General features: G+C 61.6%; 22 protein-coding genes. 9 read left to right on the forward strand and 13 right to left on the reverse strand.

The window, feature by feature from the left end; genetic code table 11:
• Window positions 1-22 precede the first annotated feature (22 nt).
• The 5 genes from hisC to mtnA all read right to left on the reverse strand — a co-directional run bounded on the left by hisC (window position 23) and on the right by mtnA (window position 7,697).
• A complete protein-coding gene (hisC, locus tag AC07SU_RS18785) occupies window positions 23-1,135 on the reverse strand; it encodes a histidinol-phosphate transaminase (RefSeq protein WP_176998562.1) in 1,113 nt (370 codons plus the stop codon).
• Window positions 1,136-1,144: 9 nt separating this feature from the next.
• Window positions 1,145-2,239 carry a prephenate dehydratase gene (gene pheA, locus AC07SU_RS18790; protein WP_494997858.1) on the reverse strand — a complete coding sequence of 365 codons (1,095 nt, stop codon included), beginning with the start codon at window positions 2,237-2,239 and terminating at the stop codon, window positions 1,145-1,147.
• Window positions 2,239-3,324, reverse strand: coding sequence for a 3-phosphoserine/phosphohydroxythreonine transaminase (gene serC / locus AC07SU_RS18795; RefSeq protein ID WP_176998561.1), 1,086 nt, complete (start codon window positions 3,322-3,324; stop codon window positions 2,239-2,241). The genes pheA and serC overlap by 1 nt, the downstream gene beginning before the upstream one ends.
• 216 nt (window positions 3,325-3,540) lie before the next feature.
• Entirely contained in the window at window positions 3,541-6,204 is a 2,664-nt protein-coding gene (gene gyrA, locus AC07SU_RS18800) for a DNA gyrase subunit A (protein ID WP_178919884.1), read from the reverse strand.
• A 422-nt stretch (window positions 6,205-6,626) separates the two neighbouring features.
• Window positions 6,627-7,697 carry an S-methyl-5-thioribose-1-phosphate isomerase gene (gene mtnA, locus AC07SU_RS18805; RefSeq protein ID WP_494997859.1) on the reverse strand — a complete coding sequence of 357 codons (1,071 nt, stop codon included), beginning with the start codon at window positions 7,695-7,697 and terminating at the stop codon, window positions 6,627-6,629.
• 108 nt (window positions 7,698-7,805) lie between these two features.
• Between mtnA and AC07SU_RS18810 the strand changes: the two genes are divergently transcribed.
• The 4 genes from AC07SU_RS18810 to AC07SU_RS18825 all read left to right on the forward strand — a co-directional run bounded on the left by AC07SU_RS18810 (window position 7,806) and on the right by AC07SU_RS18825 (window position 11,494).
• On the forward strand, window positions 7,806-9,137 hold the full coding sequence (locus AC07SU_RS18810) for a TRZ/ATZ family hydrolase (protein WP_494997860.1): 1,332 nt from the start codon (window positions 7,806-7,808) through the stop codon (window positions 9,135-9,137).
• Between the two features lie 64 nt (window positions 9,138-9,201).
• Window positions 9,202-9,900, forward strand: a complete 699-nt coding sequence (gene ubiG, locus AC07SU_RS18815) for a bifunctional 2-polyprenyl-6-hydroxyphenol methylase/3-demethylubiquinol 3-O-methyltransferase UbiG (protein WP_003189760.1) — start codon at window positions 9,202-9,204, stop codon at window positions 9,898-9,900.
• A 4-nt stretch (window positions 9,901-9,904) separates the two neighbouring features.
• A complete protein-coding gene (mupP, locus tag AC07SU_RS18820) occupies window positions 9,905-10,576 on the forward strand; it encodes an N-acetylmuramic acid 6-phosphate phosphatase MupP (protein WP_138816150.1) in 672 nt (223 codons plus the stop codon).
• 177 nt (window positions 10,577-10,753) lie between these two features.
• Window positions 10,754-11,494: a YciK family oxidoreductase gene (locus AC07SU_RS18825; RefSeq protein ID WP_110623284.1), complete on the forward strand. Its 741-nt coding sequence runs from the start codon at window positions 10,754-10,756 to the stop codon at window positions 11,492-11,494.
• A 156-nt stretch (window positions 11,495-11,650) separates the two neighbouring features.
• Here AC07SU_RS18825 and AC07SU_RS18830 read toward each other — a convergent pair whose 3' ends face one another.
• From AC07SU_RS18830 to AC07SU_RS18855, 6 genes are read right to left on the reverse strand one after another with little or no spacing between them, the layout of a single operon-like run.
• Window positions 11,651-13,165 (reverse strand): ABC transporter substrate-binding protein, encoded by a 1,515-nt coding sequence (locus AC07SU_RS18830; protein WP_494997861.1) that lies wholly within the window; start codon window positions 13,163-13,165, stop codon window positions 11,651-11,653.
• A 32-nt stretch (window positions 13,166-13,197) separates the two neighbouring features.
• Complete coding sequence (locus AC07SU_RS18835) at window positions 13,198-14,169, reverse strand: ABC transporter ATP-binding protein (protein ID WP_494997862.1); 972 nt, start codon at window positions 14,167-14,169, stop codon at window positions 13,198-13,200.
• Window positions 14,166-15,122, reverse strand: a complete 957-nt coding sequence (locus tag AC07SU_RS18840) for an ABC transporter ATP-binding protein (protein ID WP_494997863.1) — start codon at window positions 15,120-15,122, stop codon at window positions 14,166-14,168. The genes AC07SU_RS18835 and AC07SU_RS18840 overlap by 4 nt, the downstream gene beginning before the upstream one ends.
• Window positions 15,119-15,976 (reverse strand): ABC transporter permease, encoded by an 858-nt coding sequence (locus AC07SU_RS18845; RefSeq protein ID WP_176995397.1) that lies wholly within the window; start codon window positions 15,974-15,976, stop codon window positions 15,119-15,121. The genes AC07SU_RS18840 and AC07SU_RS18845 overlap by 4 nt, the downstream gene beginning before the upstream one ends.
• Window positions 15,973-16,920, reverse strand: a complete 948-nt coding sequence (locus AC07SU_RS18850) for an ABC transporter permease (RefSeq protein ID WP_494997864.1) — start codon at window positions 16,918-16,920, stop codon at window positions 15,973-15,975. Before AC07SU_RS18850 ends, AC07SU_RS18845 begins: the two co-directional genes overlap by 4 nt.
• Window positions 16,921-16,923: 3 nt before the next feature.
• Window positions 16,924-17,811 (reverse strand): proline iminopeptidase-family hydrolase, encoded by an 888-nt coding sequence (locus AC07SU_RS18855; protein ID WP_494997865.1) that lies wholly within the window; start codon window positions 17,809-17,811, stop codon window positions 16,924-16,926.
• A gap of 183 nt (window positions 17,812-17,994) precedes the next feature.
• Between AC07SU_RS18855 and AC07SU_RS18860 the strand changes: the two genes are divergently transcribed.
• Both AC07SU_RS18860 and AC07SU_RS18865 read left to right on the forward strand, forming a co-directional pair.
• Complete coding sequence (locus AC07SU_RS18860; protein ID WP_176995394.1) at window positions 17,995-18,759, forward strand: LuxR family transcriptional regulator; 765 nt, start codon at window positions 17,995-17,997, stop codon at window positions 18,757-18,759.
• Window positions 18,760-18,852: 93 nt separating this feature from the next.
• Window positions 18,853-19,785 (forward strand): proline iminopeptidase-family hydrolase, encoded by a 933-nt coding sequence (locus AC07SU_RS18865; protein ID WP_176995393.1) that lies wholly within the window; start codon window positions 18,853-18,855, stop codon window positions 19,783-19,785.
• Between the two features lie 95 nt (window positions 19,786-19,880).
• Here the strand turns inward: AC07SU_RS18865 and AC07SU_RS18870 are convergent, their stop codons facing one another.
• On the reverse strand, window positions 19,881-21,383 hold the full coding sequence (locus tag AC07SU_RS18870) for a nucleobase:cation symporter-2 family protein (protein ID WP_494997866.1): 1,503 nt from the start codon (window positions 21,381-21,383) through the stop codon (window positions 19,881-19,883).
• Between the two features lie 172 nt (window positions 21,384-21,555).
• Here AC07SU_RS18870 and AC07SU_RS18875 point away from each other — a divergent pair, with 172 nt between their 5' ends.
• A complete protein-coding gene (locus AC07SU_RS18875) occupies window positions 21,556-22,506 on the forward strand; it encodes a LysR family transcriptional regulator (protein ID WP_494997867.1) in 951 nt (316 codons plus the stop codon).
• A 143-nt stretch (window positions 22,507-22,649) separates the two neighbouring features.
• Window positions 22,650-23,483, forward strand: coding sequence for a nucleoside-binding protein (locus AC07SU_RS18880; RefSeq protein ID WP_494997868.1), 834 nt, complete (start codon window positions 22,650-22,652; stop codon window positions 23,481-23,483).
• A gap of 104 nt (window positions 23,484-23,587) precedes the next feature.
• Here the strand turns inward: AC07SU_RS18880 and punC are convergent, their stop codons facing one another.
• Window positions 23,588-24,772: a purine nucleoside transporter PunC gene (gene punC / locus AC07SU_RS18885; protein WP_494997869.1), complete on the reverse strand. Its 1,185-nt coding sequence runs from the start codon at window positions 24,770-24,772 to the stop codon at window positions 23,588-23,590.
• Between the two features lie 122 nt (window positions 24,773-24,894).
• On the opposite strand from punC, the gene punR reads away from it, so the two are divergent.
• A complete protein-coding gene (gene punR / locus AC07SU_RS18890) occupies window positions 24,895-25,809 on the forward strand; it encodes a DNA-binding transcriptional activator PunR (protein ID WP_494997870.1) in 915 nt (304 codons plus the stop codon).
• Window positions 25,810-25,916 lie beyond the last annotated feature (107 nt).

A 25,916-nucleotide genomic window follows, 5' to 3' on the forward strand; every position in this document is an offset into this window, starting at 1 on the left:
AGCAGGTTGCAATGCAGTGACATCAACCACGAGCCAGAACCTTGGCCAACGCCTCCAGGAAGCGGGCGTTTTCTGCCGGCAGACCAATGGTGATACGCAGGTGATTCGGCATTCCGTAGTTGGCGGTCGGACGCACGATCACGCCTTCACGCAGCAAACCCTGGAATACCGGAGCCGCCACTTGGCCGAGGTCGACGCAGATGAAGTTGCCCTTGGACGGAATCCAGCCCAGGCCCAGCTCGCGGAAGCCGTCCTGCAACTGCAGCATGCCGGTTTCGTTGATGCGACGACCCTCTTCCAGGTACTCGGCATCCTTCACCGCCGCACAGGCCGCCGCCAGGGCGAGGCTGTTGACGTTGAACGGCTGGCGCACGCGGTTCAGCACATCGGCAACCACGGCCGTGGACAGGCCGTAGCCCACCCGCAGCGACGCCAGGCCGTATGCCTTGGAAAACGTGCGCGACACCAGCAGGTTCGGGTAGGCCGCCAGGAAGTCCAGGCCGTCCGGCAGGTCGCTGCCTTCGGCGTACTCGATGTAGGCCTCGTCCAGCACCACCAGCACCTGCTCAGGTACGTCCTGCAGGAAGTCGTCCAACGCCTGGGCGTCGAACCAGGTACCAGTCGGGTTGTTCGGGTTGGCAATGAACACCACACGGGTTTGCGCATCGATCGCCGCCAGCATGGCCGGCAGGTCATGCCCCCACTCTTTGGCTGGAACTACCTTTGCGTCGGCACCCACGGCCTGGGTCACGATCGGATAGACCGCAAACGCATGCTCGCTGAACACCGCATTCAAGCCCGGGGCTAGGTAAGCACGGCCGACCAGCTCAAGAATGTCGTTGGAGCCGTTGCCCAGGGTGACCTGGTTCAGCTCGACCCGGCACTTTTCAGCCAGCAGGGTCTTGAGCGCAAAGCCATTGCCATCCGGGTAACGGGTCAGCTCGGCCAACTCTTCACGGATCGCCGCCAACACTTTTGGGCTTGGGCCCAGCGGGTTTTCGTTACTGGCCAGCTTGACGATATTCGCCGGATCCAGGTTCAACTCACGCGCCAACTCGTCCACAGGCTTGCCCGGGACGTAAGGCGACAGTTGTTGCACGCCCGGCTGAGCCAGGGCGAGGAAGTTGCCACTCATGTTAAAGCCTCACAAAACCGCTTTCGGGTAAGAGCCCAGCACCTTGAGTGCCACGGCTTCCTGACTGATTTTCTCCAGCACACCCTTGACCAGTGGGTCGCGGTGATGGCCGATGAAGTCGATAAAGAACACGTAAGTCCATTTACCGCTGCGCGAAGGACGAGTCTCGATGCGCGTCAGGTCAATCCCGTTATCGTGGAACGGCACCAGCAGCTCATGCAGCGCGCCGGGCTTGTTGCTCATGGAGACGATGATGGACGTCTTGTCGTCGCCAGTCGGCGGCACTTCCTGGCTGCCGATCATCAGGAAGCGCGTGGAGTTGTCCGGGCGGTCCTCGATCTTTTCGGCCAGACGCATCAGGCCGTACAGGCCTGCCGCCATATCTCCGGCGATCGCCGCCGAATTCCACTCACCCTTGACCCGCTTGGCTGCCTCGGCGTTGCTGGACACTGCCACGCGCTCGACATTCGGGTAATGCGCATCCAGCCACTTGCGGCACTGGGCCAGGGACTGGGCGTGGGAGTAGATACGACTGATGCTGTCGGTCTTGGTGTTCTCGCCCACCAGCAGGTGGTGGTGGATACGCAGCTCAACCTCACCGCAGATCACCATGTCGTGCTCAAGAAAGCTGTCGAGGGTGTGGTTCACCGCGCCTTCGGTGGAGTTCTCCACCGGCACCACGCCAAAGTTCACCGCACCGGCTGCGACTTCACGGAACACTTCGTCAATCGCCGCCATCGGCTTGCTGATCACGGCGTGACCGAAATGCTTCATCGCGGCGGCTTGGGTGAAGGTGCCTTCCGGGCCGAGGTAAGCCACTTTCAGCGGCTGCTCCAGGGCCAGGCACGAGGACATGATCTCGCGGAACAACCGCGCCATCTCTTCGTTACCCAGCGGACCCTTGTTGCGCTCCATCACACGCTTAAGCACCTGGGCTTCACGCTCGGGACGGTAGAACACCGGCACTTCGCCTTCCGCCAGGGACGCCATCTTCACCCGCGCCACTTCCTGGGCACACCGCGCGCGCTCACTGATCAGTTCCAGGACTTTCTCGTCCAGGCTGTCAATGCGTACGCGCAGAGCCTTGAGTTCTTGCTCAGACATTAGCCGTGTTCCTTTTCGAACTCTGCCATGTAGGCAACCAGCGCATTGATCGCGTGGATGTCGACGGCGTTGTAGATGGAGGCGCGCATGCCACCGACCGAACGGTGACCCTTGAGGTTCAACAGACCACGCGCATCGGCACCGACCAGGAACGGCTTGTCCAGGCGGTCGTCAGCCAGGCGGAATGGCACGTTCATCCACGAGCGATCAGTCAGGTTGATCGGGTTGCTGTACAGGCCGCTGGCGTCGATGAAATCGTACAGGACGCGCTTCTTCTCTTCGTTCAGCTTGCCCATCGCGGCGACACCGCCCTGCTCTTTAAGCCACTCGAACACCAGGCCGGACAGGTACCAGGCGAAGGCCGGCGGAGTGTTGTACATCGAGCCGTTATCAGCTGCGACCTTGTAGTTGAGCATGGTCGGGCACAGCGAACGCGCGCGACCCAGCAGGTCTTCACGGATGATATTGACCAGGATACCGCTCGGGCCAATGTTCTTCTGCGCGCCAGCGTAGATCATGCCGTACTTCGACACGTCGATCGGGCGCGAGAGAATGTCCGAAGACATGTCGCACACCAACGGAACGTCGCCGACTTCCGGCACCCAGTCGAACTCCAGGCCGCCGATGGTTTCGTTGGCCACGTAGTGCACGTAGGCCGCATCCTTCGACAACTTCCACTCGTTCTGACCTGGAATCGCGAAGTAATCGTAAGGCTTGGCAGTGCCCGCCACGTTGACATTGCCGTAGCGGGAGGCCTCTTCAATGGCCTTCTGACCCCAGATACCGGTGTCGATGTAGTCGGCAGTGCCGTCTTCCGGCAGCAGGTTCAGCGGGATCTGGGCGAACTGCTGGCTGGCGCCGCCTTGCAGGAACAGCACTTTGTAGTTTGATGGGATGTCCAGCAAGTCGCGCAGATCCTGCTCAGCCTTGGTGGCGATTGATACAAACTCATCGCTGCGATGGCTCATTTCCATCACGGAGAGGCCTTTTCCATGCCAGTCGAGGAGTTCACCCTGCGCACGCTGCAGGACTGCTTCAGGAAGCGCCGCGGGACCGGCACAGAAGTTATAGGCTCTCTTGCTCACATCCAATCTCACTCTGATCTGGTGGGGCTGCAATCATGTTCGGCAACACGCTCTTATTGGAGCGGACCGTTGTGGGAGCTGGCTTGCCTGCGATGCCGGCACCTCGGTATTTCAGTGATACCGCGGTGATGCCATCGCAGGCAAGCCAGCTCCCACATGTTTCAAAGGGGACAAACAACAAGGGGGCGAATCTTCATCCGCCCCCTGTGTGTCCGCTTATTCCTGCGGTTCTTCTTCGTCTGCGGCAGCATCGAGGGTTGGCTCGTCGACGTTGTCATCGCCTGCTGCGATCACCTCGCCATCGAATACCGCACCTTCTTCGCCTTCCAGCTCCTCACCTTCGACTTCCGATGGTTCCTGGACACGCTCCAGGCCTACCAGCGTCTCGTCGCTGGCCAGCTTGATCAGCGTTACGCCCTGGGTGTTACGGCCCAGGCTCGACACTTCAGCCACACGGGTACGTACCAGGGTGCCCTGGTCGGAAATCAGCATGATCTCCTCGCCATCGAGCACCTGGACCGCGCCGACCAGACGGCCGTTGCGATCGTTGCTGACCATGGCGATCACGCCCTGACCGCCACGCTTGTACTCTGGGAACTCGCTGATAGCGGTGCGCTTGCCGTAGCCACGCGCCGAGGCGGTGAGGATCTGGCTGCCTTCTTCCGGGATCAGCATCGAAATCAGCTTCTGCCCTTCTGGCAGGCGCATGCCGCGCACACCGCGGGCGGTACGGCCCATGGCGCGAACGTCGGATTCCTTGAAGCGCGTCACCTTGCCACCGTCGGAGAACAGCATGACCTCACGCTCGCCATCGGTGATGGCAGCCGAGATCAGCACGTCGCCTTCGTCCAGCTCCAGGGCGATCAGGCCCACGCTGCGTTGACGGCTGAAGGATTCCAGCGGGGTCTTCTTCACGGTGCCTTTGGCGGTGGCCATGAAGATGAAGTGACCTTCGGTGTATTCCTCGACCGGCAGCATGGTGGTGATGTACTCATCACTGTCCAGCGGCAGCAGGTTGACCAGTGGGCGACCACGGGCGGCACGGGAGGCTTCCGGGATTTCGTAGGTTTTCAGCCAGTACACCTTGCCCTTGCTGGAGAACAGCAGCAGCGTGGTGTGGCTGTTGGCGACCAGCAGGTGAGCGATGTAGTCCTCATCCTTGACGCCGGTAGCCGACTTGCCTTTACCACCACGACGCTGGGCCTGGTACGCAGCCAGCGGCTGGGTCTTGGCGTAGCCACCGTGGGAGATGGTCACCACACGCTCTTCTTCCGGGATCATGTCACCCAGGGTCAGGTCGAGGCGCGCATCGAGGATTTCGGTGCGGCGCACGTCGCCGTATTCGGCACGGATCACTTCCAGTTCTTCGCGGATCACTTCCATCAGGCGCACGGCGCTGCTGAGGATGCGGATCAACTCGCCGATCTGGTTGAGGATCTCCTGGTACTCGGCCAGCAGCTTCTCGTGCTCCAGGCCGGTCAGGCGGTGCAGGCGCAGCTCCAAGATGGCCTGGGCCTGCTCTGGCGACAGGAAGTACTTGCCTTCACGCAGGCCGTATTGCGGGTCCAGGGTCTCTGGACGGCACGAATCGGCGCCGGCACGTTCAACCATGGCCACCACGGCACTGGATTCCCAAGGGGTGCTGATCAGCGCTTCCTTGGCTTCCGACGGCGTTGGCGAGGCCTTGATCAGGGCGATCACCGGGTCGATGTTCGACAGCGCAACCGCCTGGCCTTCCAGGATGTGGCCGCGTTCGCGGGCCTTGCGCAGTTCGAACACGGTGCGGCGGGTGACCACTTCGCGACGGTGACGCACGAAGGCTTCGAGCAGATCCTTGAGGTTCAGGATGCGCGGGCGGCCGTCGATCAGGGCAACCACGTTGATACCAAACACGCTTTGCAGCTGGGTCTGGGCGTAGAGGTTGTTGAGGATCACCTCAGGCACTTCGCCACGACGCAGCTCGATCACCACGCGCATACCGTCTTTGTCAGACTCGTCGCGCAGTTCGGTGATGCCTTCGAGCTTCTTCTCTTTAACCAGCTCGGCGATCTTCTCGATCAAACGCGCCTTGTTCAACTGGTAAGGAAGTTCGGTGATGACGATCTGCTGGCGGCCACCGACCTTGTCGATGTCTTCGATGATCGAGCGGGCACGCATGTAAATACGACCGCGACCGGTGCGGTAGGCTTCGATGATGCCGGCACGACCGTTGATGATCGCGGCGGTCGGGAAGTCCGGACCGGGGATGTATTGCATCAGCTCATCGACGGTCAGCTCAGGGTTGTCGATGAGGGCCAGGCAACCGTCGATGACTTCACCGAGGTTGTGTGGCGGGATGTTGGTGGCCATGCCCACGGCGATACCGCTGGAGCCGTTGACCAGCAGGTTGGGAATCTTGGTCGGCATGACGGCCGGGATCATTTCGGTGCCGTCGTAGTTCGGCACCCAGTCCACGGTTTCTTTGTGCAGGTCGGCCAGCAGCTCGTGCGCCAGCTTGGTCATGCGCACTTCGGTGTATCGCATGGCCGCGGCGTTGTCGCCGTCGACCGAACCGAAGTTGCCCTGGCCGTCTACCAGCAGGTAGCGCAGGGAAAACGGCTGGGCCATCCGAACGATGGTGTCGTACACCGCAGTGTCGCCGTGAGGGTGATACTTACCGATCACGTCACCGACAACACGGGCAGATTTCTTGTACGGCTTGTTCCAGTCGTTACCCAGCTCGCTCATCGCGAACAGCACACGCCGGTGCACGGGCTTCAAGCCATCGCGCGCATCAGGCAGTGCCCGACCGACAATTACGCTCATTGCGTAGTCGAGGTAGGACTGTTTCAGCTCGTCTTCGATATTGACCGGGAGGATTTCTTTGGCCAGTTCGCCCATGAGAAGCCTGATTCCTTTTTCGGGTGAAACCTCGTCACATCCATATGGGACGAACGAAGCTCGCCGCTGCCGGCAAGTGCCTGACAACGACTTACGACAAATCAACGAGTTATGACACGGATCTGCACGTTATAGGCAGCCCCTCGGGGCAACCCTGGAAACCGCCGGATGTTATCACAATCGCCGCCACGCACCTATCCCCCTGATGCGCATGGAGCATAGTTAGTTGACGGATGACAGGCTTGAGGGGGACGAGAGGGGCTCAGAGGCGAATTCGCGGTATTTTTTGGGGCTGGATCCAAAGGTTTTGTTGACGCTGGCGGTCAATCGCTGGCAAGCCAGCTCCTACAGGTTGTTCTGTGAACACATTTCGTGTGGGAGCTGGCTTGCCTGCGATGGCGACTCCACAGGCGCCACACCCCTCAATGCAACCGCTTACGGCACATCAACTTCGCCAACTTCGCCGTATCCGGCCGCTCGACAATGCCCTTTTCCGTCACGATCACGTCAATCAAGTCAGCCGGCGTTACATCAAACACCGGATTGAAGGCCTCCACGTCCAATCGCTGCCCGACAATGTCCAGCAACTCCCCCGAACCCCGCTCTTCCAGCGCAACGTCATCGCCAGTGGCCATCATCAGGTCCAGCGTGGAACTCGGCGCCACTACCATAAAGCGCACACCGTGGTGCATGGCGCACACCGCCAGCTGGTAGGTGCCGATCTTGCTGATCACATCACCATTGGCCGCTATGCAGTCGGCGCCGACAATCACCCAGGTCACGCCTTTGGTCTTGAGGATATGCGCACCGGCCGAATCGGCATTCACCGTCACCGGGATGCCCTCGCCCGTCAGCTCCCAGGCCGTCAGCCGCGAGCCTTGCAGCCACGGCCGGGTCTCGTTGACATACACCTGCTCGACCATACCTTCCAGGTAAGCCGCACGAATCACCCCGAGCGCCGTACCCACACCACCCGTCGCCAGGGCACCGGCGTTGCCGTGGGTGAGGATCGCCTGGGCATTGCCCTGGTGCTTGCGGATCAGCTCGACGCCCAGTTGGGCCATGGTCAGGTTGGCTTCCCGATCACTTTCATGGATCGCAATGGCCTCGGCTTCCAACACCGCCAGCGGGTCGGCGTGCTTTTTGACCCGGTCCAGGCGGTCGCGCATGCGCTTCAACGCCCAGAACAGGTTCGACGCGGTAGGTCGGGCATCAGCCAACAGTGCGTAGTCTTCTTCCCAGGCAGCCTGCCAGTCGCCGCCCTCGGCGATCCGCGCACGCGCAGCGAGCACCAGGCCATAGGCGGCGCTGATGCCGATGGCCGGCGCACCGCGCACCACCATCGCGCGAATGGCCGCAGCCACCTCGTCGGCCGAGGTGCAGGTCACCCAGCGCTCAACGGCCGGCAAGGCACGCTGATCGAGCAGGTGCAGTGCGCCATCACGCCAATCGATGGCCTTCACCTTCTCCGCTGCCAACAGTCGATCGCGCATCCCTTACCCCGCACTCATGAACAAAGCCGCCGATTATAGCGATCCGCCAGCGGGGACGCTCGGGTATACTTCGCCCTTCTTTTATAGCTGCCTGGGAAGAAGCCCGCGATGACCGCCACTGCCGCCCCGCTTGACTTGGTATTGCTGCCGACCTGGCTGGTGCCCGTCGAACCTGCCGGCGTGGTGCTCAAGGAGCATGCCCTGGGCATCCGGGACGGGCGCATTGCCTTTATCGGGCCACGGGCCGCTGCCTTGAAGCTCGCGGCCAGCGAAGTCCGCGAGCTGCCGGGCATGCTGCTCAGCCCCGGCCTGGTCAACGCCCATGGCCACGCGGCGATGAGCCTGTTTCGCGGCCTGGCCGACGACCTGCCGCTGATGACCTGGCTGGAAAAGCACATTTGGCCCGCCGAGGCCAAATGGGTCGACGAAGCCTTCGTGCGCGACGGCACCGACCTGGCCATCGCCGAGCAACTCAAGGGCGGCATCACCTGCTTCTCCGACATGTACTTCTACCCCAAGGTTGCCAGCGACTGCGTGCACAACAGTGGCATCCGCGCCCAGATCGCATTCCCGATCCTCGATTTCCCGATCCCGGGCGCCAGCACCGCCGATGAGGCCATTCGCCAGGGTGTCGAGCTGTTCGGCGACCTCAAGCACCACCCGCGCATCAAAATCGTGTTCGGCCCCCATGCCCCGTACACCGTGTGCGATGAAAACCTGGAAAAGATCCGGGTCATGGCCGAAGAGCTGGACGCGTCGATCCATATGCACGTTCACGAAACCGCCTTCGAAGTGCAGCAAGCTGTCGAACAGACCGGCGAGCGCCCACTGGCGCGCCTGGGTCGGCTCGGCCTGCTCGGCCCACGCTTCCAGGCCGTTCACATGACCCAAATCAGCGAGGACGACCTGGCTTTGCTGGTAGAAAGCAACACCAGCATCATCCATTGCCCGGAATCGAACCTGAAACTGGCCAGCGGCTTTTGCCCGGTGGAGCGTCTGTGGCAGGCTGGCGTGAATGTGGCCATCGGCACCGACGGCGCAGCCAGCAACAATGACCTGGATTTGCTGGGCGAAACCCGTACCGCCGCAATGCTGGCCAAAGCCGTCGCCGGCTCGGCCACCGCCCTGGATGCCCATCGCGCCCTGCGTATGGCCACCCTCAACGGCGCGCGGGCCATGGGCCTGGAGAGCGAGATCGGCTCGCTGGAAGTGGGCAAGGCCGCCGACATCGTCGCCTTCGACCTGTCGGGGCTGGCGCAACAACCGATCTACGATCCGGTCTCACAGCTTATATATGCCACCGGACGCGATTGCGTGAAACACCTTTGGGTCGCCGGCAAGCAGTTGCTCGACGACCTGCAATTGACCCGCATGGATGAACAACAGTTGACCGCCACGGCCATCGCCTGGGGCCAACGCATCAGCGGGCACAGCGAATAACGAAGGTTTTGAACCCACGGGTTCAGGACTGACCAAACGATTTATCAGGTTTAGAGGATTCACCATGAGCAACGTCGACCACGCCGAAATCGCCAAATTCGAAGCCCTGGCCCACCGCTGGTGGGACCGCGAGAGCGAGTTCAAGCCGCTGCACGACATCAACCCGCTGCGCGTCAACTGGATTGACGAACGCGTCAACCTGGCCGGCAAGAAGGTACTGGACGTCGGTTGCGGTGGCGGCATCCTCAGCGAAGCCATGGCCCAGCGCGGCGCCACCGTCATGGGCATCGACATGGGCGAGGCGCCGCTGGCCGTGGCCCAGCTGCACCAATTGGAATCCGGCGTGAGCGTCGAGTACCGCCAGATCACAGCCGAAGCCCTGGCCGAAGAAATGCCCGAGCAGTTCGACGTGGTCACCTGCCTGGAAATGCTCGAACACGTACCGGACCCGTCCTCGGTGATCCGCGCCTGCTTCCGCATGGTCAAGCCAGGTGGCCAGGTGTTCTTCTCCACCATCAACCGCAACCCCAAGGCCTACCTGTTCGCGATCATCGGCGCCGAATACATCATGAAGCTGCTGCCGCGCGGCACCCATGACTTCAAGAAATTCATCCGCCCGTCCGAGCTGGGTGCCTGGAGCCGCCAGGCCGGCCTGACCGTCAAGGACATCATCGGCCTGACCTACAACCCGCTGACCAAGCACTACAAGCTGGCCAACGATGTGGACGTCAACTACATGATCCAGACCCTGCGCGAGGAGTGAGCCTGTGAAGTTGCGAGCCGTACTCTTCGACATGGATGGCACCCTGCTGGACACCGCGCCGGACTTCATCGCCATCTGCCAGGCCATGCGCACCGACCGCGGCCTTGAGCCGATCAACCCACAGCACATCCGCGATGAAATTTCCGGCGGTGCACGGGCGATGGTCGCCGTGACCTTCTCGATGGACCCCGAATCCCCAGGCTTTGAAGAACTGCGCCAGGAGTTTCTGGAGCGCTACCTGAAAGGCTGCGCGATCCACAGCAAACTGTTCGACGGCATGGCCGAGCTGCTGGAAGACATCGAGAAGTCCAAGCTGGTGTGGGGCGTGGTCACCAACAAGCCGCTGCGGTTTGCCGAGCCGATCATGCAGCAACTGGGCCTGGCCGAGCGCTCGGCGCTGCTGATCTGCCCGGACCATGTGAAAAACAGCAAGCCGGACCCGGAGCCGCTGATCCTGGCGTGCAAGATGCTCGACCTGGACCCGGCCAGCGTGCTGTTCGTGGGCGATGACCTGCGCGATATCGAATCCGGCCGCGACGCTGGCACGCGCACCGCCGCGGTCACTTTTGGCTACATCCACCCGGACGACAACCCGCGCAACTGGGGTGCCGACGTGGTGGTGGACCACCCACTGGAACTGCGCAAGGTGCTGGATAACGCACTGTGCAGTTGCTGATTGTTCACAAATCTCAAAAACACTGATGTCGATGTAGGAGCTGGCTTGCCGGCGATGGCGGTCTGTCAGCCAACACTTTTGGTGACAGGTACTCCGTCATCGCCGGCAAGCCAGCTCCTACAGGAAATGGATTCCATGTTGAGAGGTGTATTGCCTTGAACTCTGCCGAGGATGCTTATGTTTGATTACTCCGCACGCCCAGAATTGCTCAAAGGCCGGGTGATCCTGGTGACCGGTGCCGGTCGCGGGATCGGCGCGGCCGCCGCGAAAACCTACGCCGCCCACGGCGCCACCGTGCTGCTGCTGGGCAAGACCGAAGCCAACCTGGCCCAGGTATACGACGAGATCGAAGCCGCAGGCCAGCCACAGCCAGTGGTGATCCCGTTCAACCTGGAAACCGCCCTGCCCCATCAATACGATGAGCTGGCCGCGATGATCGAGAAAGAGTTCGGCCACCTCGACGGCCTGCTGCACAACGCCTCGATCATCGGCCCGCGCACGCCGATCGAGCAGTTGTCCGGTGAGAACTTCATGCGGGTGATGCACGTGAACGTCAACGCGATGTTCATGCTGACCAGCACCTTGCTGCCGCTGCTCAAGCTGTCCCAGGATGCTTCGGTGGTGTTCACTTCCAGCAGCGTCGGGCGTAAGGGTCGGGCGTATTGGGGGGCTTACGGGGTGTCGAAGTTTGCCACCGAAGGCCTGATGCAAACCCTGGCCGATGAGTTGGACACAGTCGCACCGGTACGGGCCAACAGCATCAACCCGGGCGCCACGCGCACCAGCATGCGGGCCCAGGCCTACCCTGGGGAAAACCCGACGGACAACCCGACACCGGAAGAGATCATGCCGGTGTACCTGTACCTGATGGGGCCGGACAGTACCGGCATCAATGGGCAGGCGTTTGACGCGCAGTAACACCTGACACCACGCAAAACAAAATGTGGGAGCTGGTCTGTGTGGGAGCTGGCTTGCCTGCGATGGCATCACCGCGGTGTACCTGATACACCGAGGCGATGCTATCGCAGGCAAGCCAGCTCCCACACAAGCCGGGCTCCCACATTGGTTTGTAGCTTAGTTTTTCACCACTTCTTCAAGGGTGAATCGGCCCAGTGGGTTCTGCAGGAAGTTGCTCACGTTCTTGCGTGAGATGTTGATGTACGGGCTGTAGTACAAGTCGATCCAGTTAACGTCCTGTTTCGCCAGCTTCTGCAGTTCGACATACATCTGCTCACGCTTGGCCGGGTCCGCCTCGATCCGCGCCTGCGCCACCAGCGCCTTGACCTTGTCGTTCTTGTAGCGGGTCATGTAGTTCTGGTTGGTGTCGTGGCCCAGCACGAAGGTGGTCTTCTGGTCCGGATCGAGGATGTCGTTGGTCCAGTACATCACCGAAATATCGTACTCACCGTCCACCAGCATCTGCCAGCTCTGGGTCGGGTCGACCTTCTGCAGGTTGGCAGTCACGCCGACCTTGGCCAGTTGGTCCTTGATGATCACCGCAATCTGCTCGTCGGCTTCGTTGCCGGCGTTGACCACGTAGTTGAGCTTCAAGTCCTTGGCACCGGCTTGTTCCAGCAGCTTCTTGGCAGCAGTCGGGTCGTACGGGCGCTGCAGGTTGTTGGCGTAGTGGTACAGCGAACCCTTTGGAATGTAGGAATACGCCACGGTGCCCTGACCGTAAGTCGCGGTCTTGACCAGCGACTGCTTGTCGATGGCCATGTCCAGCGCTTCACGCACTTCCTGCTTGGCCAGCAGACCGTGGGCGTGGTTGATCAGCAGGTGATCTTCGCGGGTGGACGGGTCGGCGTGGATGACCACGTTCTTGTCTTTCTTCAGCTCTTCAACGCGGGAGAACGGTACGAAGATCGCCGTGTCCAGCTCATTGTTCTGCACCATGCGCATGCGGGTGTTGTCATCGGTGACGGACACCCATTCCACGCCATCCAGGCTCACGTTCTTGGCCTGCCAGAAGTTCGGATTTTTCTTGAGGATCACACGATCGCCCTTGCGCCATTCATCCACGGTAAACGCGCCGGAGGTCACCGGATTTTCCGAGTAGGCGTCTTCACCCATTTTGGTCATGGCTTTTTCCGACAGGATCGACACCGTCGGCGACGCCAGTTGCGAGAGGAAGGCTACAGCCGGAGTCTTCAGCGTGACCACCAGGGTTTTCGGGTCTGACGCCTTGGCCGTATTGATCAAATTGAACGGGTCGGCCCACAGCGACGCCTTGTTGTCGCGGATACGCAGCAAGCTGAACGCTGCGTCATCGGCGGTGATCGCCGAACCATCCGAGAACTTCGCATCACGCAGCTTGAAGGTGTAGGTCAGGCCATCCTTGGAGATCTCCCAGCTTTCGGCCAGGCCCGGCTCCATCTTGGTGCCCAGGTTATCCACGCGTACCAGGGTGTCGTAGACGTTGGCGAACACCCAGGTGTCGCGGTTTTGCGCGCTTTTGATCGGGTCGAACGTGGTGCTGTCTTCACGGCAACCAATGGTCAGTACGCCAGCGGCGTGTGCCAGCCCGGCAGTGAGGGACCATGCAGTCAATGTAGCGGCGGCGAGCAATTTCAAATGGCGCGATTGCATATCACAACTCCTTGTTAATGAATGGCAGAGGGTTAGAGCAACGGTTCTTCAAGCACGCAACTGTACCGATGCTCGTGCAGGAAATGGGTAGGCGGCAACACCACGGAACACATCGTCCGGGCATGCCGGCAACGGGGGTGAAAGGCGCAGCCTGTGGGCAAATTCAGTGGGCTGGGTGGCTCACCCGGCAAGGGTTCGGCAGGCAACGGCCGATGCGGATCGATCTCGGGAATCGCCTCGATCAACGCGGCGGTATAGGGATGACGCGGCGCCGTGAACACCGCCTCCACCGGCCCCTCCTCGACGATCTTACCGAGGTACATCACCGCCACGCGGTCGCACAGGCGCCGCACGATGGCCAGGTCGTGGGCAATAAACAGGATCGCCAGGTTCATGCGCTGTTGCAGTTCCAGCAACAGGTTGATGATCTGGCCCTGGATCGACACATCCAGCGCCGCCACGCATTCGTCGGCAATGATCAGGCGCGGCTCCACTGCCAGCGCCCGGGCGATACCCACGCGCTGGCACTGGCCGCCGCTGAGGGAGCCAGGCTTGCGGCTGGCCAATTCGGGGCGCAGGCCAACCAGGTCAAGCAGCTCATTCACGCGTGTTGGGATCTGCCCTGGCGCGACTTTGCGTTGCACCCGCAGCACCTCGGCAATGGTTTCGCCGATGGTATGGCGCGGGTTCAGCGCGGCGTACGGGTCCTGGAAGATCATCGCGGTTTCATGGCGCAGGCGGGCGATGTCGATGGCGCTGCCATGGGCCATGTCGATGCCATCAAACAAGACCTGGCCGGCGCTGATGGGGTTGAGGTGCAGGATCGCCCGGCCCAGGGTGCTTTTGCCGCTGCCGGACTCGCCCACCAGCCCGAGGGTTTCGCCCGCCGCCAGGTTCAGCGACACGCCATTGACCGCCCTCACCCACTGCTTGTTCAGGCCGAACACGCCCGTGCCGGACGCAGCAAACTTCACCTCAAGGTCCTTGATCTGCAACAAGCTCATGGCTGGCCTCCCAGGGGATAGTGGCACGCCACCCGCGCACCTTCTGGCAACACGCGGGTACACAACGCGCCGACCTGCGGGCAACGCGGGTTGAAGCGGCACCCCGAGGGCAAGGCATCGAGCAACGGCGGTTGACCGGCGATGGTGCGCAGCAAGGCGTGACCGCTGCTATGGGCGGGCTGGCAGTCGATCAAACCCGCTGTGTACGGATGTTGCGGATGAGCCAGCACTTCGTATTTGCTGCCGTGCTCGCACAAGCGCCCGGCGTACATCACCGCGATGGTGTCACAGGTTTGTGCCACCACGCCCAGGTCGTGGGTGATCATGATGATCGACAGGCCGCGCTCGTCACGCAGCGCCAGCAACAACCGCAAAATCTGCGCCTGCACGGTGACGTCCAGGGCCGTGGTCGGTTCATCGGCGATCAGCACTTTCGGGTTGCAGCCCAGCGCCACCGCGATCATCGCGCGCTGGCGCATGCCGCCGGAAAACTCGTGGGGGTAGTTGTCGACGCGGGCCTGGGGGTCGGGAATGCCGACCTGACGCAGCACCTCGATGGCCTGCCGGCGTGCGTCTTTTTTCGAGGCGCCTTGATGCAGGCGGATGCCCTCGGCGATCTGCTCGCCGATGCGCATCAACGGGTCCAGGTGGCTGCTGGGGTTCTGGAAGATCATGCCCAATTGCCCGCCCCGCACGGCGCGCATACCGGCATCATCCAGTTGCAGCAGGTCCTGGCCGGCCAGGCGCACCGAACCGCCTTGCACGCGCAGGTTGGGCGACGGCAGCAGGCGCATCAGCCCACGGCAGGCCATGGTCTTGCCCGAGCCGCTCTCGCCCACCAGGCCGAGGATTTCACCTTCGCCCAGGTCGAACGACACGCGCTCGACCAGGGTGACATCACGCCCGGCGTTATGGGCAATCACACTGAGGTCGCGCACTTGCAGCAGGCTCATGAGCGATCTCCCAATACCTGCGCCACACCGTCAGCCAGCAGGCTGAAGCCCATGGCCAGGGTCACGATGGCCAGGCCGGGAAAGGTGCAGATCCACCACGCAGTGGTGATGAAGGCTTGCCCTTCAGCCACCATGGTTCCCCACTCAGCGGTCGGTGGTTGCACGCCCAGGCCCAGGTAGCTGACGGCAGCGCCATTGAGCAGCACCAGCACGGCGTCCGACATGGAAAACACGATCGAGCCAAACATCGCGTTGGGCAGCAAATGCCGAAACAGAATGCGCCCATGGCCAAAGCCCAGGCTCTTGGCCGCCAGGGCGAAGTCGCTTTCCTTGAGCACCAGGATCTGCGAGCGAATCAGCCGCGCGTAAGACACCCAGCCCACCAGCGCCATGGCGATGTAGAAGCTCTTCAAGCCCGGCCCCAGGATGGCCATGATCGCCAGCATCAGCACCAGGAAGGGAAAGGCCAGGATCACGTCGATCACGCGCATGCAAAAGCTGTCGAAGCGCCCGCCGATGTAACCGGACACCGCGCCGACGAAGGTGCCGATCATGAACGGGAAGATCACGCCGACAATGGCCAGTTGCAGGTCGATGCGCGCGCCCCAAATTACCCTCGACAGAATGTCGCGGCCGTAGTTATCCGTACCGAACGGATGGGCCAGGCTCGGCCCGAGCAAACTGATGTCCGTGTTCTGTGCTATCGGGTCATAAGGTGCAATCCACGGGGCGAACAGCGCCAGCCCCAACCACGCCAGCAGAATCAGCAACCCCCACGCGGCCGTCAGGCGGCCATTGCGAAAACCGAAACGCAAGCGCAGGCGCCAGGGTGCAATCAACGGGCGGCTGCTCATTGCATTTTCACCCGTGGGTCGAGGGTTACGGTGACCACGTCAGCGATGAAGTTGACCAGCACCGTGGCACACGCCAGCACCATGGCCACGCCCTGCACCACCATGTAGTCGCGGGTAAAGATGCCGCGCACCAGCAATTGGCCGATGCCGGGAATGGCGAACAGGCTTTCGATGACCACGGTGCCGCTGATCAGCCAGCCGATATTCACCGCCAGCAGGTTGACCGCCGGCACCAGGGAATTGGGCAGCACATGCCGACGAAACACCGCGGCTTCCGACAACCCACGGGCCCGGGCCGCCGTGACATGGTCGGCCTGCAACTCCATCAGCATGCTTGCGCGCAGGTTGCGCACCAGCACCGCCGACAGCGCCAGGGCGATGGTCAGACATGGCAGCACCATGTGGTGGGCCTTGTCGAGCCAGGTGCGACCGTAACCAGACACCGGAAACAAGCCCCACTGCACACTCAGCAACAAAATCAGCATCAAGCCCAGCCAGAACGCCGGCATGCCCAGCCCGACCGTGGTGAACACGCGGATCAGGTTGTCCGCCCAGCCACCTTTATTGCGTGCCGCCAGAGTCGCCAGCGGCAGCGCAATCAACAGCGCCAGCACCACACTGCCGAGCACCAGCACCAGGGTGGGTTCGATGCGCGTGACGATCAGCTTCAAAGCATCGACCTTGTACAACAGGGATTGGCCAAGGTCGCCCTTGAGCAGGTTCTTGAGGAAGTAGAAATATTGCAGCCACAACGGCTGATCCAGGCCGTACTGGGCGCGAATCTTCAGCAAGGCATCCGGCGTGCTGCGCGAGCCGAGCAACGCGCGCGCCGGGTCGCCCGGGATCGAGCGCACCAGCACAAAGGTGATCAGGCTGATGCCAAACAGCACCGGCAGCAATTGCAGCGGCCGGGACAGCACAAAACGGTAACGCGCCAGGTTCATCCGTCAGCCCCGGTGACGAGCGAGGAAGTCCAGCAGCACTGGAAAGTACGCCTGGGGCTCTTCATAAAAAGGCATGTGGCTGCTGTTGGGGAACACGTGCAACTCCGCGTGTCTGGCCGCGAGCTTCATGCGGTGGGCGCAGGCCGGGGTGAGTTCGTCGTGCTGGCCGGTGGTGATCAGGATCGGCATCCGGAACTCGCCCATCTCCCTGATGCGGTTCCAGTCCTTGAGGTTGCCGATGTAGAGGAATTCGTTGGGGCCTTGCATGGCCTCGTAAGGGCCCATGTTCCAGTCGCCCAGGGAGCGTTTAACCGGCTCCGGCCATTCGTCCAGGCGGCATACGTGGCGGTAGTTGAGCAAGGTGATTGCGGCCTGGTACTGCGGGTGATCCAGGGTGCCCATGGCTTCGTGGCGCTGCATCATGGCCACGGTTTCGCTGCCGAGGGCGCCGCGCAGGCGTTCAAGTTCCTGGGACAGGTGCGGAATGTCGCCGACGGTGTTTTCGAGGATCAGGCTTTTCAGCGCGTCTGGGTAATAAATGGCGTACTCGATGCCGAGCCAGCCGCCCCAGGAATGCCCCAGCAGGTGCACGCGGCCCAGGCCCAGGGCTTGGCGTACGGTTTCGACTTCTTCGACATAACGGCGGATATCCCACAACGAAACGTCGGTCGGTCTGGCTGAAGCGCCCGTGCCAAGCTGGTCGAATGCAACCACTCGCAGGTTATGGTCCTTGAGCCAGCCATGGGCGTCGCGCAAGTAGTCACACGGCAGGCCCGGGCCGCCGTTGAGACACAAGAGCACCTCATCGCCTTCGCCAAAGCTGTAGACCACGAGGTTATGGCCGTCGACTTGCACGTTGTACTGCTGGTCGGGGGCAATTTCACGCCACATGCATACATTCCTTGTGTTGTATCGGCCTGGCAGGTAGCGGCCGTTTATCAGGCCAACACTACCGAGGATGCCGTGCGTCCATAACCTAGTATTTCTTATAGGTTTGGCCTGGCAGTCCTTCGCCGGGGCGTGGCATTCTACTTGCCGCAAGTCGAGATTCAAATGAATTCGGGAGCAGAACGGATGCTGGCCAAGCTTACTGCCTTCAACAATCGTCTGATGCCGGGCAGGAGCCTGGACGAGCAGATGGACAATACGTTTATTCTCGCCCAGCAACTGGGCTTCGATGCACTGGTGTACGACTACACCCCGGTGCCCATCGACCAGGATGGCTCACTCATCACGCCGTCGGTGCTGGAGCTGCGCAACACCCCGTCGGACTGGCACGCCTTGTGGTGCAGCGAAGGGTTCTACCAGATCGACCCGGTTCAGCACCTGGCCCTTAGCACGGTATCGCCGTTTGTCTGGTCCTATGAGGCCAAGGCCGAGACCGCGCTGCAAAAGATCATCGACCCTTGCCATGCCCCGGTGTCGTCCTACCTGCACGAGCGCCAGCTCACCTGTGGCGTCAGTGTGCCCATCCACCTGCCCCGTGGCGGCTTCGCCTCGCTGACCGGCCTGCGCACCGGCAAGGCGCGCACCGTATTGCAGGATGCCCAGCAGACCCTGGCGGATTTCAGCCTGATTACCCATGCGTTGCAGGAAGCGGCTTACCCGCTGTTCAGCAAAGAGCTACGCACCTACCCGCACATTCACCTGACCAAGCGCGAACGCGAATGCCTGAAATGGGCCGCCGACGGCCTGACCGCCGCTGAAATCGCCACGCAACTGAGCCGGTCATTGGCGGTGGTGACCCTGCACCTGGCTTCGGCGATGCACAAGCTGGGGGCCAAGAACCGCGTGCAAGCGGTGGTGCGCGCCACCCATTACCGCCTGCTGGAAGACTGACCCTTCGGCAAAACCTAGCTGTTTTGCTAGTTACCTAAACCTGCCCTGCCGACTATGGTGTCCCTGATCCTTTTTTTAAGAGCAGGGTACGAAATGGAATTCATCGAGAAAATCCGCGAAGGCTTTGCGGCCTTCGGCGCCTACCAGACCTGGTATCGCGTCACCGGCGACCTGACCACCGGCCGTACACCGTTGGTGATCATTCACGGCGGCCCCGGCTGCACCCATGACTACGTCGATGCCTTCAAGGACGTCGCCGCCAGCGGCCATGCGGTGATTCACTACGACCAAATCGGCAATGGCCGCTCCACCCACTTGCCCGACAAAGACCCGTCTTTCTGGACCATCGGCCTGTTCCTCGAAGAGCTGAACAACTTGCTGGACCACCTGCAAATCAGCGACAACTACGCGATCCTCGGGCAATCCTGGGGCGGCATGCTCGGCAGCGAACACGCCATCCTGCAACCCAAGGGCCTGCGCGCATTCATCCCGGCCAACTCGCCGACCTGCATGCGCACCTGGGTCAGCGAAGCCAACCGCCTGCGCCAGTTGCTGCCCGAAGGCGTACATGAAACCCTGCTCAAGCACGAAGCGGCCGGCACCTACAGCGACCCCGAGTACCAGGCGGCCTCACGGATTTTCTACGACCAGCATGTGTGCCGGGTCAACCCGTGGCCGGAAGAAGTGGCGCGCACCTTCGCCCAGGTCGATGCCGACCCAACGGTGTACCACGCCATGAGCGGCCCCACCGAGTTCCACGTGATCGGCAGCTTGAAGGACTGGAATGTGATAGGCCGGCTGTCGGCGATCAAGGTGCCGACCCTGGTGATCTCCGGCCGTCACGACGAAGCCACACCGCTGGTGGTCAAGCCATTCCTGGATGAGATCGAGGATGTACGCTGGGCGCTGTTCGAAGACTCGAGCCACATGCCCCACGTGGAAGAACGCCAGGCGTGCATGGGCACGGTGGTGAAGTTTCTGGATGAGGCGTGCTCGGTGCCGTACCCAAAGCTTAAAGCTGGTTAAGGCAATGTGGGAGCTGGCTTGCCTGCGATGACTGGGGTGAATTCACCGCCGCTATCGCAGGCAAGCCAGCTCCCACATGGGCTTCTCAATCGGCTTTAGACTTCGGTGGTTTCAGGTTTCGCCGTCTTCCTTGATACATCGGCCACCAACGGAATCTCCTTGCCCTCGGCGTCAAACAACTTGCCGCCACTGAAGTAGTCCCCATCGCGCAGTTCCGACACATCGCGGAAGCACAAGCTGCGCTCGGTCCCCGCCACGAACACTGACTGCTGGTCCGAGTTGCCGGCCGTGAAGTGATTGAACGCCAGGTTCAGCAGGATAGCCATGATCGCCGACGAGCTGATGCCCGAGTGGAAAATCGTCGCGAACCAGCTCGGGAAGTGGTCATAGAAGCTCGGCGCAGCGATGGGGATCATGCCGAAACCGATGGAAGTGGCCACAATGATCAGGTTCATGTTGTTGCGATAATCCACCTTGGACAAGGTGCGGATACCACTCGCCGCCACGGTGCCGAACAGCACGATCCCGGCACCGCCCAGCACCGACGTCGGCACCGCCGCAATCACCCGCCCCATGAAGGGCAGCAAGCCGAGCACCACCAGGAACACCCCGCCGGTGGCCACCACAAAACGGCTCTTCACGCCGGTCACCGCCACCAGGCCTACGTTCTGGGCGAATGCGCTTTGGGTGAACGAACCGAAGATCGGCGCGAACATGCTCGACAGCATGTCGGCGCGCAAGCCATTGCCCAGGCGTTTGGAGTCGACCTTGGTGTCGATGATTTCACCGACGGCCAGGATGTCGGCCGAGGTTTCCACCAGGGTCACCATCACCACGATGCACATGGAAATGATCGCCGCCACGTGGAAGGTTGGCATGCCGAAATGGAATGGCGCAGGGAAACCGAACATCGGCCCCTGGGCCACACCGGAGAAGTCGGCCATGCCCAGGAATACCGCGATCACCGTACCAATCACCATCGCCAGCAGGATCGACAATCGCGAGATGGTCGCGCTGCCGATCTTGCTCAGCAGCAGCACCAACACCAGGGTCAGCGCGGCCAGGCCGATGTTGGACATGCTGCCAAAATCCGCCGCGCGGCTGTTGCCACCCATGGCCCAACGGGCCGCGACGGGCATCAGGGTCAAGCCGATGGTGGTGATCACGATGCCAGTCACCAGCGGCGGGAAAAACTTGGTGATCCGCGAGAACACCGGCGTGATCAGCAAGCCGATGAACGACGCGGCCATCACCGCGCCAAGTATCGCCGGCACGCCGCCCGCCCCATCACTGCCGACAATCGCCACCATCGTGGCCACACCGGCAAAGGACACGCCCTGCACCAGTGGCAACTGACAACCAAAAAACGGCAAGCCAAGGGTTTGCAGCAGCGTGGCCAGGCCACCGGCAAACAGTGACGCGGCGATCAGCAGGCCGATATCGGCGGGCGACAACCCTGCTGCCTGACCGACGATCAACGGAACGGCAACGATGCCGCCGTACATGGTGAGCACATGCTGCAGGCCGTAAGCCATGTTGGCCGCGACGCCGAGATTCTCATCTTCTGGCCGCTGCGGTGACGCCTTCGGGATAGTCATGGTGGGGGGTCTCTGTTTTTGTTGTGTATTCACTGTATGCAAAGGAAAGACGGGATGTCCATAGAGTTGTATACAATCAATTTCACAATAAGCCAGACGACGGCGATACAAAAATCCATTCAGCCGCCCTGCCCTGTGGCTTGAAGCCGTGTGCAAAAGGACCTGAAAAAAAATGCTCAACCGCAAGCTGCGTATTCATGCTCCGGCCATCTACTACTTCGACATGGTCCGGCGCTGCCATTCGATCCGCGAAGCCGCGCGGCGCCTGAATGTGGCGTCGTCAGCCGTTAACCGGCAGATCCTCAAGCTGGAAGACGAGATGGGCGCACCGCTGTTCGAACGGTTGCCGGGCGGCCTGCGCGTGACGGCCGCCGGTGAGATCCTTACGCGCCACATCAGCCTGCTGCTGCAGGATGTAGAACGGGTGCGCGGTGAACTGGATGGCTTGCACGGCGTGCAGACCGGGCACGTGGAAATCGCCACGGTGGAAGGTGCCGCCGTCGAACTGCTGCCTGCCGCACTCCGGCGTATGCGCGAGCGCTACCCGAAGGTGACGATTGGCGTCACGGTGCAGGGTTCGCAGTCGATTCCTGGCGCAGTCATCCATGGCCAGGCGGATCTGGGCCTCGCGTTTGCCCTGCCGCGCAGCAACGAAATCACCCAGCTGTGCGTCGGCCATTTCCGCTTGGGCGCGTTGATGACACCGGAGCATCCGCTGGCCGGTGAAACGCGGGTGAGCTACGGGCAGTGCTGCGAATACGGGGTGATCCAGGCCAAGAGCGAGCTGTCAGTGCATCACCTGATCGCCCCGTTGCACAGACCCACGGCGGCAGCGAACAAGCCCCTGCTGCACAGCAACTCCATGGAGCTGGCGCGACAGTTGGCGCGCCAGCAATTGGGCATCGCCTTCCAGACCCGCATCGGTATCGAGGCCGACCTGCAGCGCGGCGAACTGCTGCACATTCCGCTGAGCGACCAGGGTGGCATCTTCAGCGACCTGGGCGTGTATGCCCGCAAGGACCGTGACTTGCCCGTGGCGGTGCAAGCCCTGACCCACCTGCTGGGCGAAGAAATTGCCTTGCGCGAACGCGACGAAATGCCCGGGGCGCCGCGCTTTTCCTGACTTTCAGGGCAAATACCGTGCTGCCGTTTCGGCATCGCCCCAGGCGAGATTCTGTTCTTTGGCGCGCGCCAGCCTTGTGCTGATACTGCGCCCGGCGGTCCCTGCAAGGCCGCCATGAGCCAAACGCCAAAGGAATAAAAACAATGAAAAAGGCACTGCACGGCGCAACCGTTTTACTGTCCCTCCTCGGCGGCGGGGAGGCTGTCGCGGTGGAATGGATGAACAACAGCGTAGGTTTCCGCTACGGCCAGCACTTCACCAATCCGAACAACCCCGACGATTTCAGCAAGCGCATCTACAGCTTTACCCACGCCAGCGGTTACAGATACGGCAGCAATTACTTCAACCTTGATGTGTTCCTGTCCGACAGCAGCGACCCGCGCAAGGGCACGGACCATGGCGGCAGCGAGGTGTACGGCGTGTACCGGCACCAGTTGTACGCGTCCCGGGTATTCGATGTGCCGCTGGGCACCGGCCTGATCAAGGACTACGCCCTGACGGCGGGGTTTGATGCCAATCGCAACAACAACTTTGCGTCAGCCAAAAAGCGCGCTCTGGTGTTGGGTCCTACCTTGAAGTTCAACACCGTCGGTGTGCTCGACCTGAGCCTGATGTACTACAAGGAAAAGAACCACACTGGCATCCCCGGCGCGCAAGAGTCGAACCACACGTTCGATGACACCTACATGCTCAACCTGACGTGGATGCGCCCGTTCGAAGTCGCCAGCCACGCGGTCAAGTTCCAGGGGTTCATCAATTACGTCGGGGAAAAAGGCAAGGACTACCATGGCCGCGACACCGCGCCGGAAGCGCTGATGCGCACCGCGCTGATGGTGGCGGTGCGCCCGGGTAAAAGCGTGAAACCGAACCTGTACCTGGGCGTGGGTTACGAGTATTGGCACAACAAGTTCGGCGTGGACGGTGGCCTGGGCACCCGCACCTCAACCCCGACGTTGAACATGGAAGTCACCTTCTGACACCCGCCAATCTGTAGGAGCCGGCTTGCCGGCGATAGCGGTGGGTCAGCAACGAATGGGCTAACTGATAGAACGCGATCGCCGGCAAGCCGGCTCCTACAAGGTCAGGCCTGGGCCAGTTTGGCAGGGTTGTTTTTTGGCCGCGCCAGCCAGTAACCCAATACCGCCAACGGCGCAGTCGCCAGCATCACGATCACGGTGATCAACAACGGTTGGTCAATCATCGACGACACCAACAAGCTGCTAAGAAAGCACAGGCCCAGTTGCAAGGTGTTTTGCAGGGCCGCAGCCTTGCCGGAGTTTTCTGCAAACGGCATCAGTGCATTCGCCACCACGATGGGATAGCTCGCGCCGTTGACCAGGGCCATCAGGCAGAACGGAATCAGCAAGGTGGTGAGGGTCGGCACGGTCAAGGTGGCAACCAGGTACAACGCCAGCATGCTGATGCAATACGCCACCAGCAACCACGGCAGCAGGGTTTTGCCCTGATAACGCTGCAAGGCGCTGCGGCAACTGTAACCGCCCACCAGGAACGCCAGGGTCGGCAGCACGTAGCTCAGACCAATGTCATTCGGGCTGTAGCCCATGTCGCCCAGAATGAACGGCGACGCGGTCAGCCAGGCGAAGAAACTGGCGGAGCACGCGGCAAAGATCATCACGTTGCCGGTAAACACGCGGGATGCAAGCAATTGCCCGTAACCCAGGCGCGCAGGTTCGCCCGTCTGCGCCTGACGTTTCGGTACGGTGCGCAGGAACAAGGTGGGCAACAGCAGCAGCAACGACACGCCCAGCAACACGCCGAAGATCGCCTGCCAACCAAAGTGGTTCAACACCATCGCCCCCAGCAACGGCGCCAGGGCCGGCGACAGTGACATCAGCGGCATGATGCTGGCGAACACGCGATGGGCCTTGTCGGCCGGGTAACGGTCAATCACCAGCGCCTGCCAACTCACGGCGGCGGAACACACGCCAATCGCCTGGATAAAGCGCAACGCCAGCAACTGCGACGCGGTCTCGACCCAGAACATGCCCAGGCAACCCAGCACAAACAGGCTCAGGCCCGTGAGCAAGATCGGTTTACGCCCCAAGCGGTCAGACAGCGGCCCCCACAGCAACTGCCCCACCGCAAAGCCCGCGAGGAAAATACTCAAGCTGGCACCCACGGCGCCCGCGCCGATCTGCAACTGTTCGCCCATGGCACCGAATGCCGGCAAGTACATGTCCATGGCCAGATAACCGAGCATGCTCAGCCCCGCCAGATACCCTGTGAAACCCAAAGAATTTTTCATTGAAGCCTTGAATATATTGCCATCAAACTATTTGCTGACTGGCACCCATTATGAAGCTGACAGTTTTAGTGTGAAGCGATAATAATTGGACATTCTCATCAAATATTTTGAAGGCAACCACCATGTGGTCTGAATACTCCCTGGATGTAGTCGATGCCGTAGCGCGCCATGGCAGCTTCAGCGCCGCCGCCCAGGAATTGCACCGCGTGCCGTCGGCCATCAGCTACACGGTGCGTCAGATCGAGGAGTGGCTGGCCGTACCGCTGTTCGTGCGCAGGCACCGGGACGTGGAGCTCACACCGGCCGGTCGCCTCTTTATAGAAGAAGCCCGTGGCGTGATGAAAAAGATGCTCGGCACGCGCCGGCTATGCCAGCAGGTGGCCAATGGCTGGAGCGGCCAATTGAAGGTGGCCGTGGACTCCATCGTCAAACCCCAGCGCTGCCGCCAACTGGTGCTGGATTTTTACCGGCAGTTTCCCGAAGTGGAATTGCTGCTGGAATACGAGGTGTACAACGGCGTGTGGGACGCTCTGGCCGATGAGCGCACCGATATTGTGATCGGCGCCACCAGCGCGGTGCCGGTGGCCAGTCACTTCACGTTTCGTGACATGGGCCTGTTGAACTGGTTGTGCGTGGTCAGTGCCACGCACCCGCTGGCAGCAGTCGAGGGATTGCTCAATGACGATCAACTGCGCCCCTTCGCCTCCCTGTGCATGACCGACACGTCGCGCAACCTGCCCAAGCGCGACACCTGGACCCTGGATAACCAACGGCGGCTGGTGGTGCCCAACTGGGCCTCGGCCATCGATTGCCTGCGCGACGGGCTGTGCGTCGGCATGGCGCCGGCGCATCAGGTGTTGCCGTGGATCGAGCGCGGTGAGTTGGTGGCGTTGCAGTTGAGCCGGCCGTTTCCGGCCAGCCCGTCGTGTGTGGCCTGGGCACAGAACAAATTTTCGCCGGCCATGGCGTGGTTGCTGGAGTACCTGGGGGATACCGAAACGATGAATCAGGAGTGGTTGAATGGGCCTGCCCTCTGAATATTTTGGACATCCCTGTGGGAGCTGGCTTGAACTGGTCAAGTATTCTTGGACACCATTTAAGGTTCATGCCGCCAGTCTCTCCCTGACGACCGGCGACCGGTAAT

The sequence above is a fragment of the Pseudomonas sp. GW821-FHT05H12 genome (assembly GCF_059419385.1).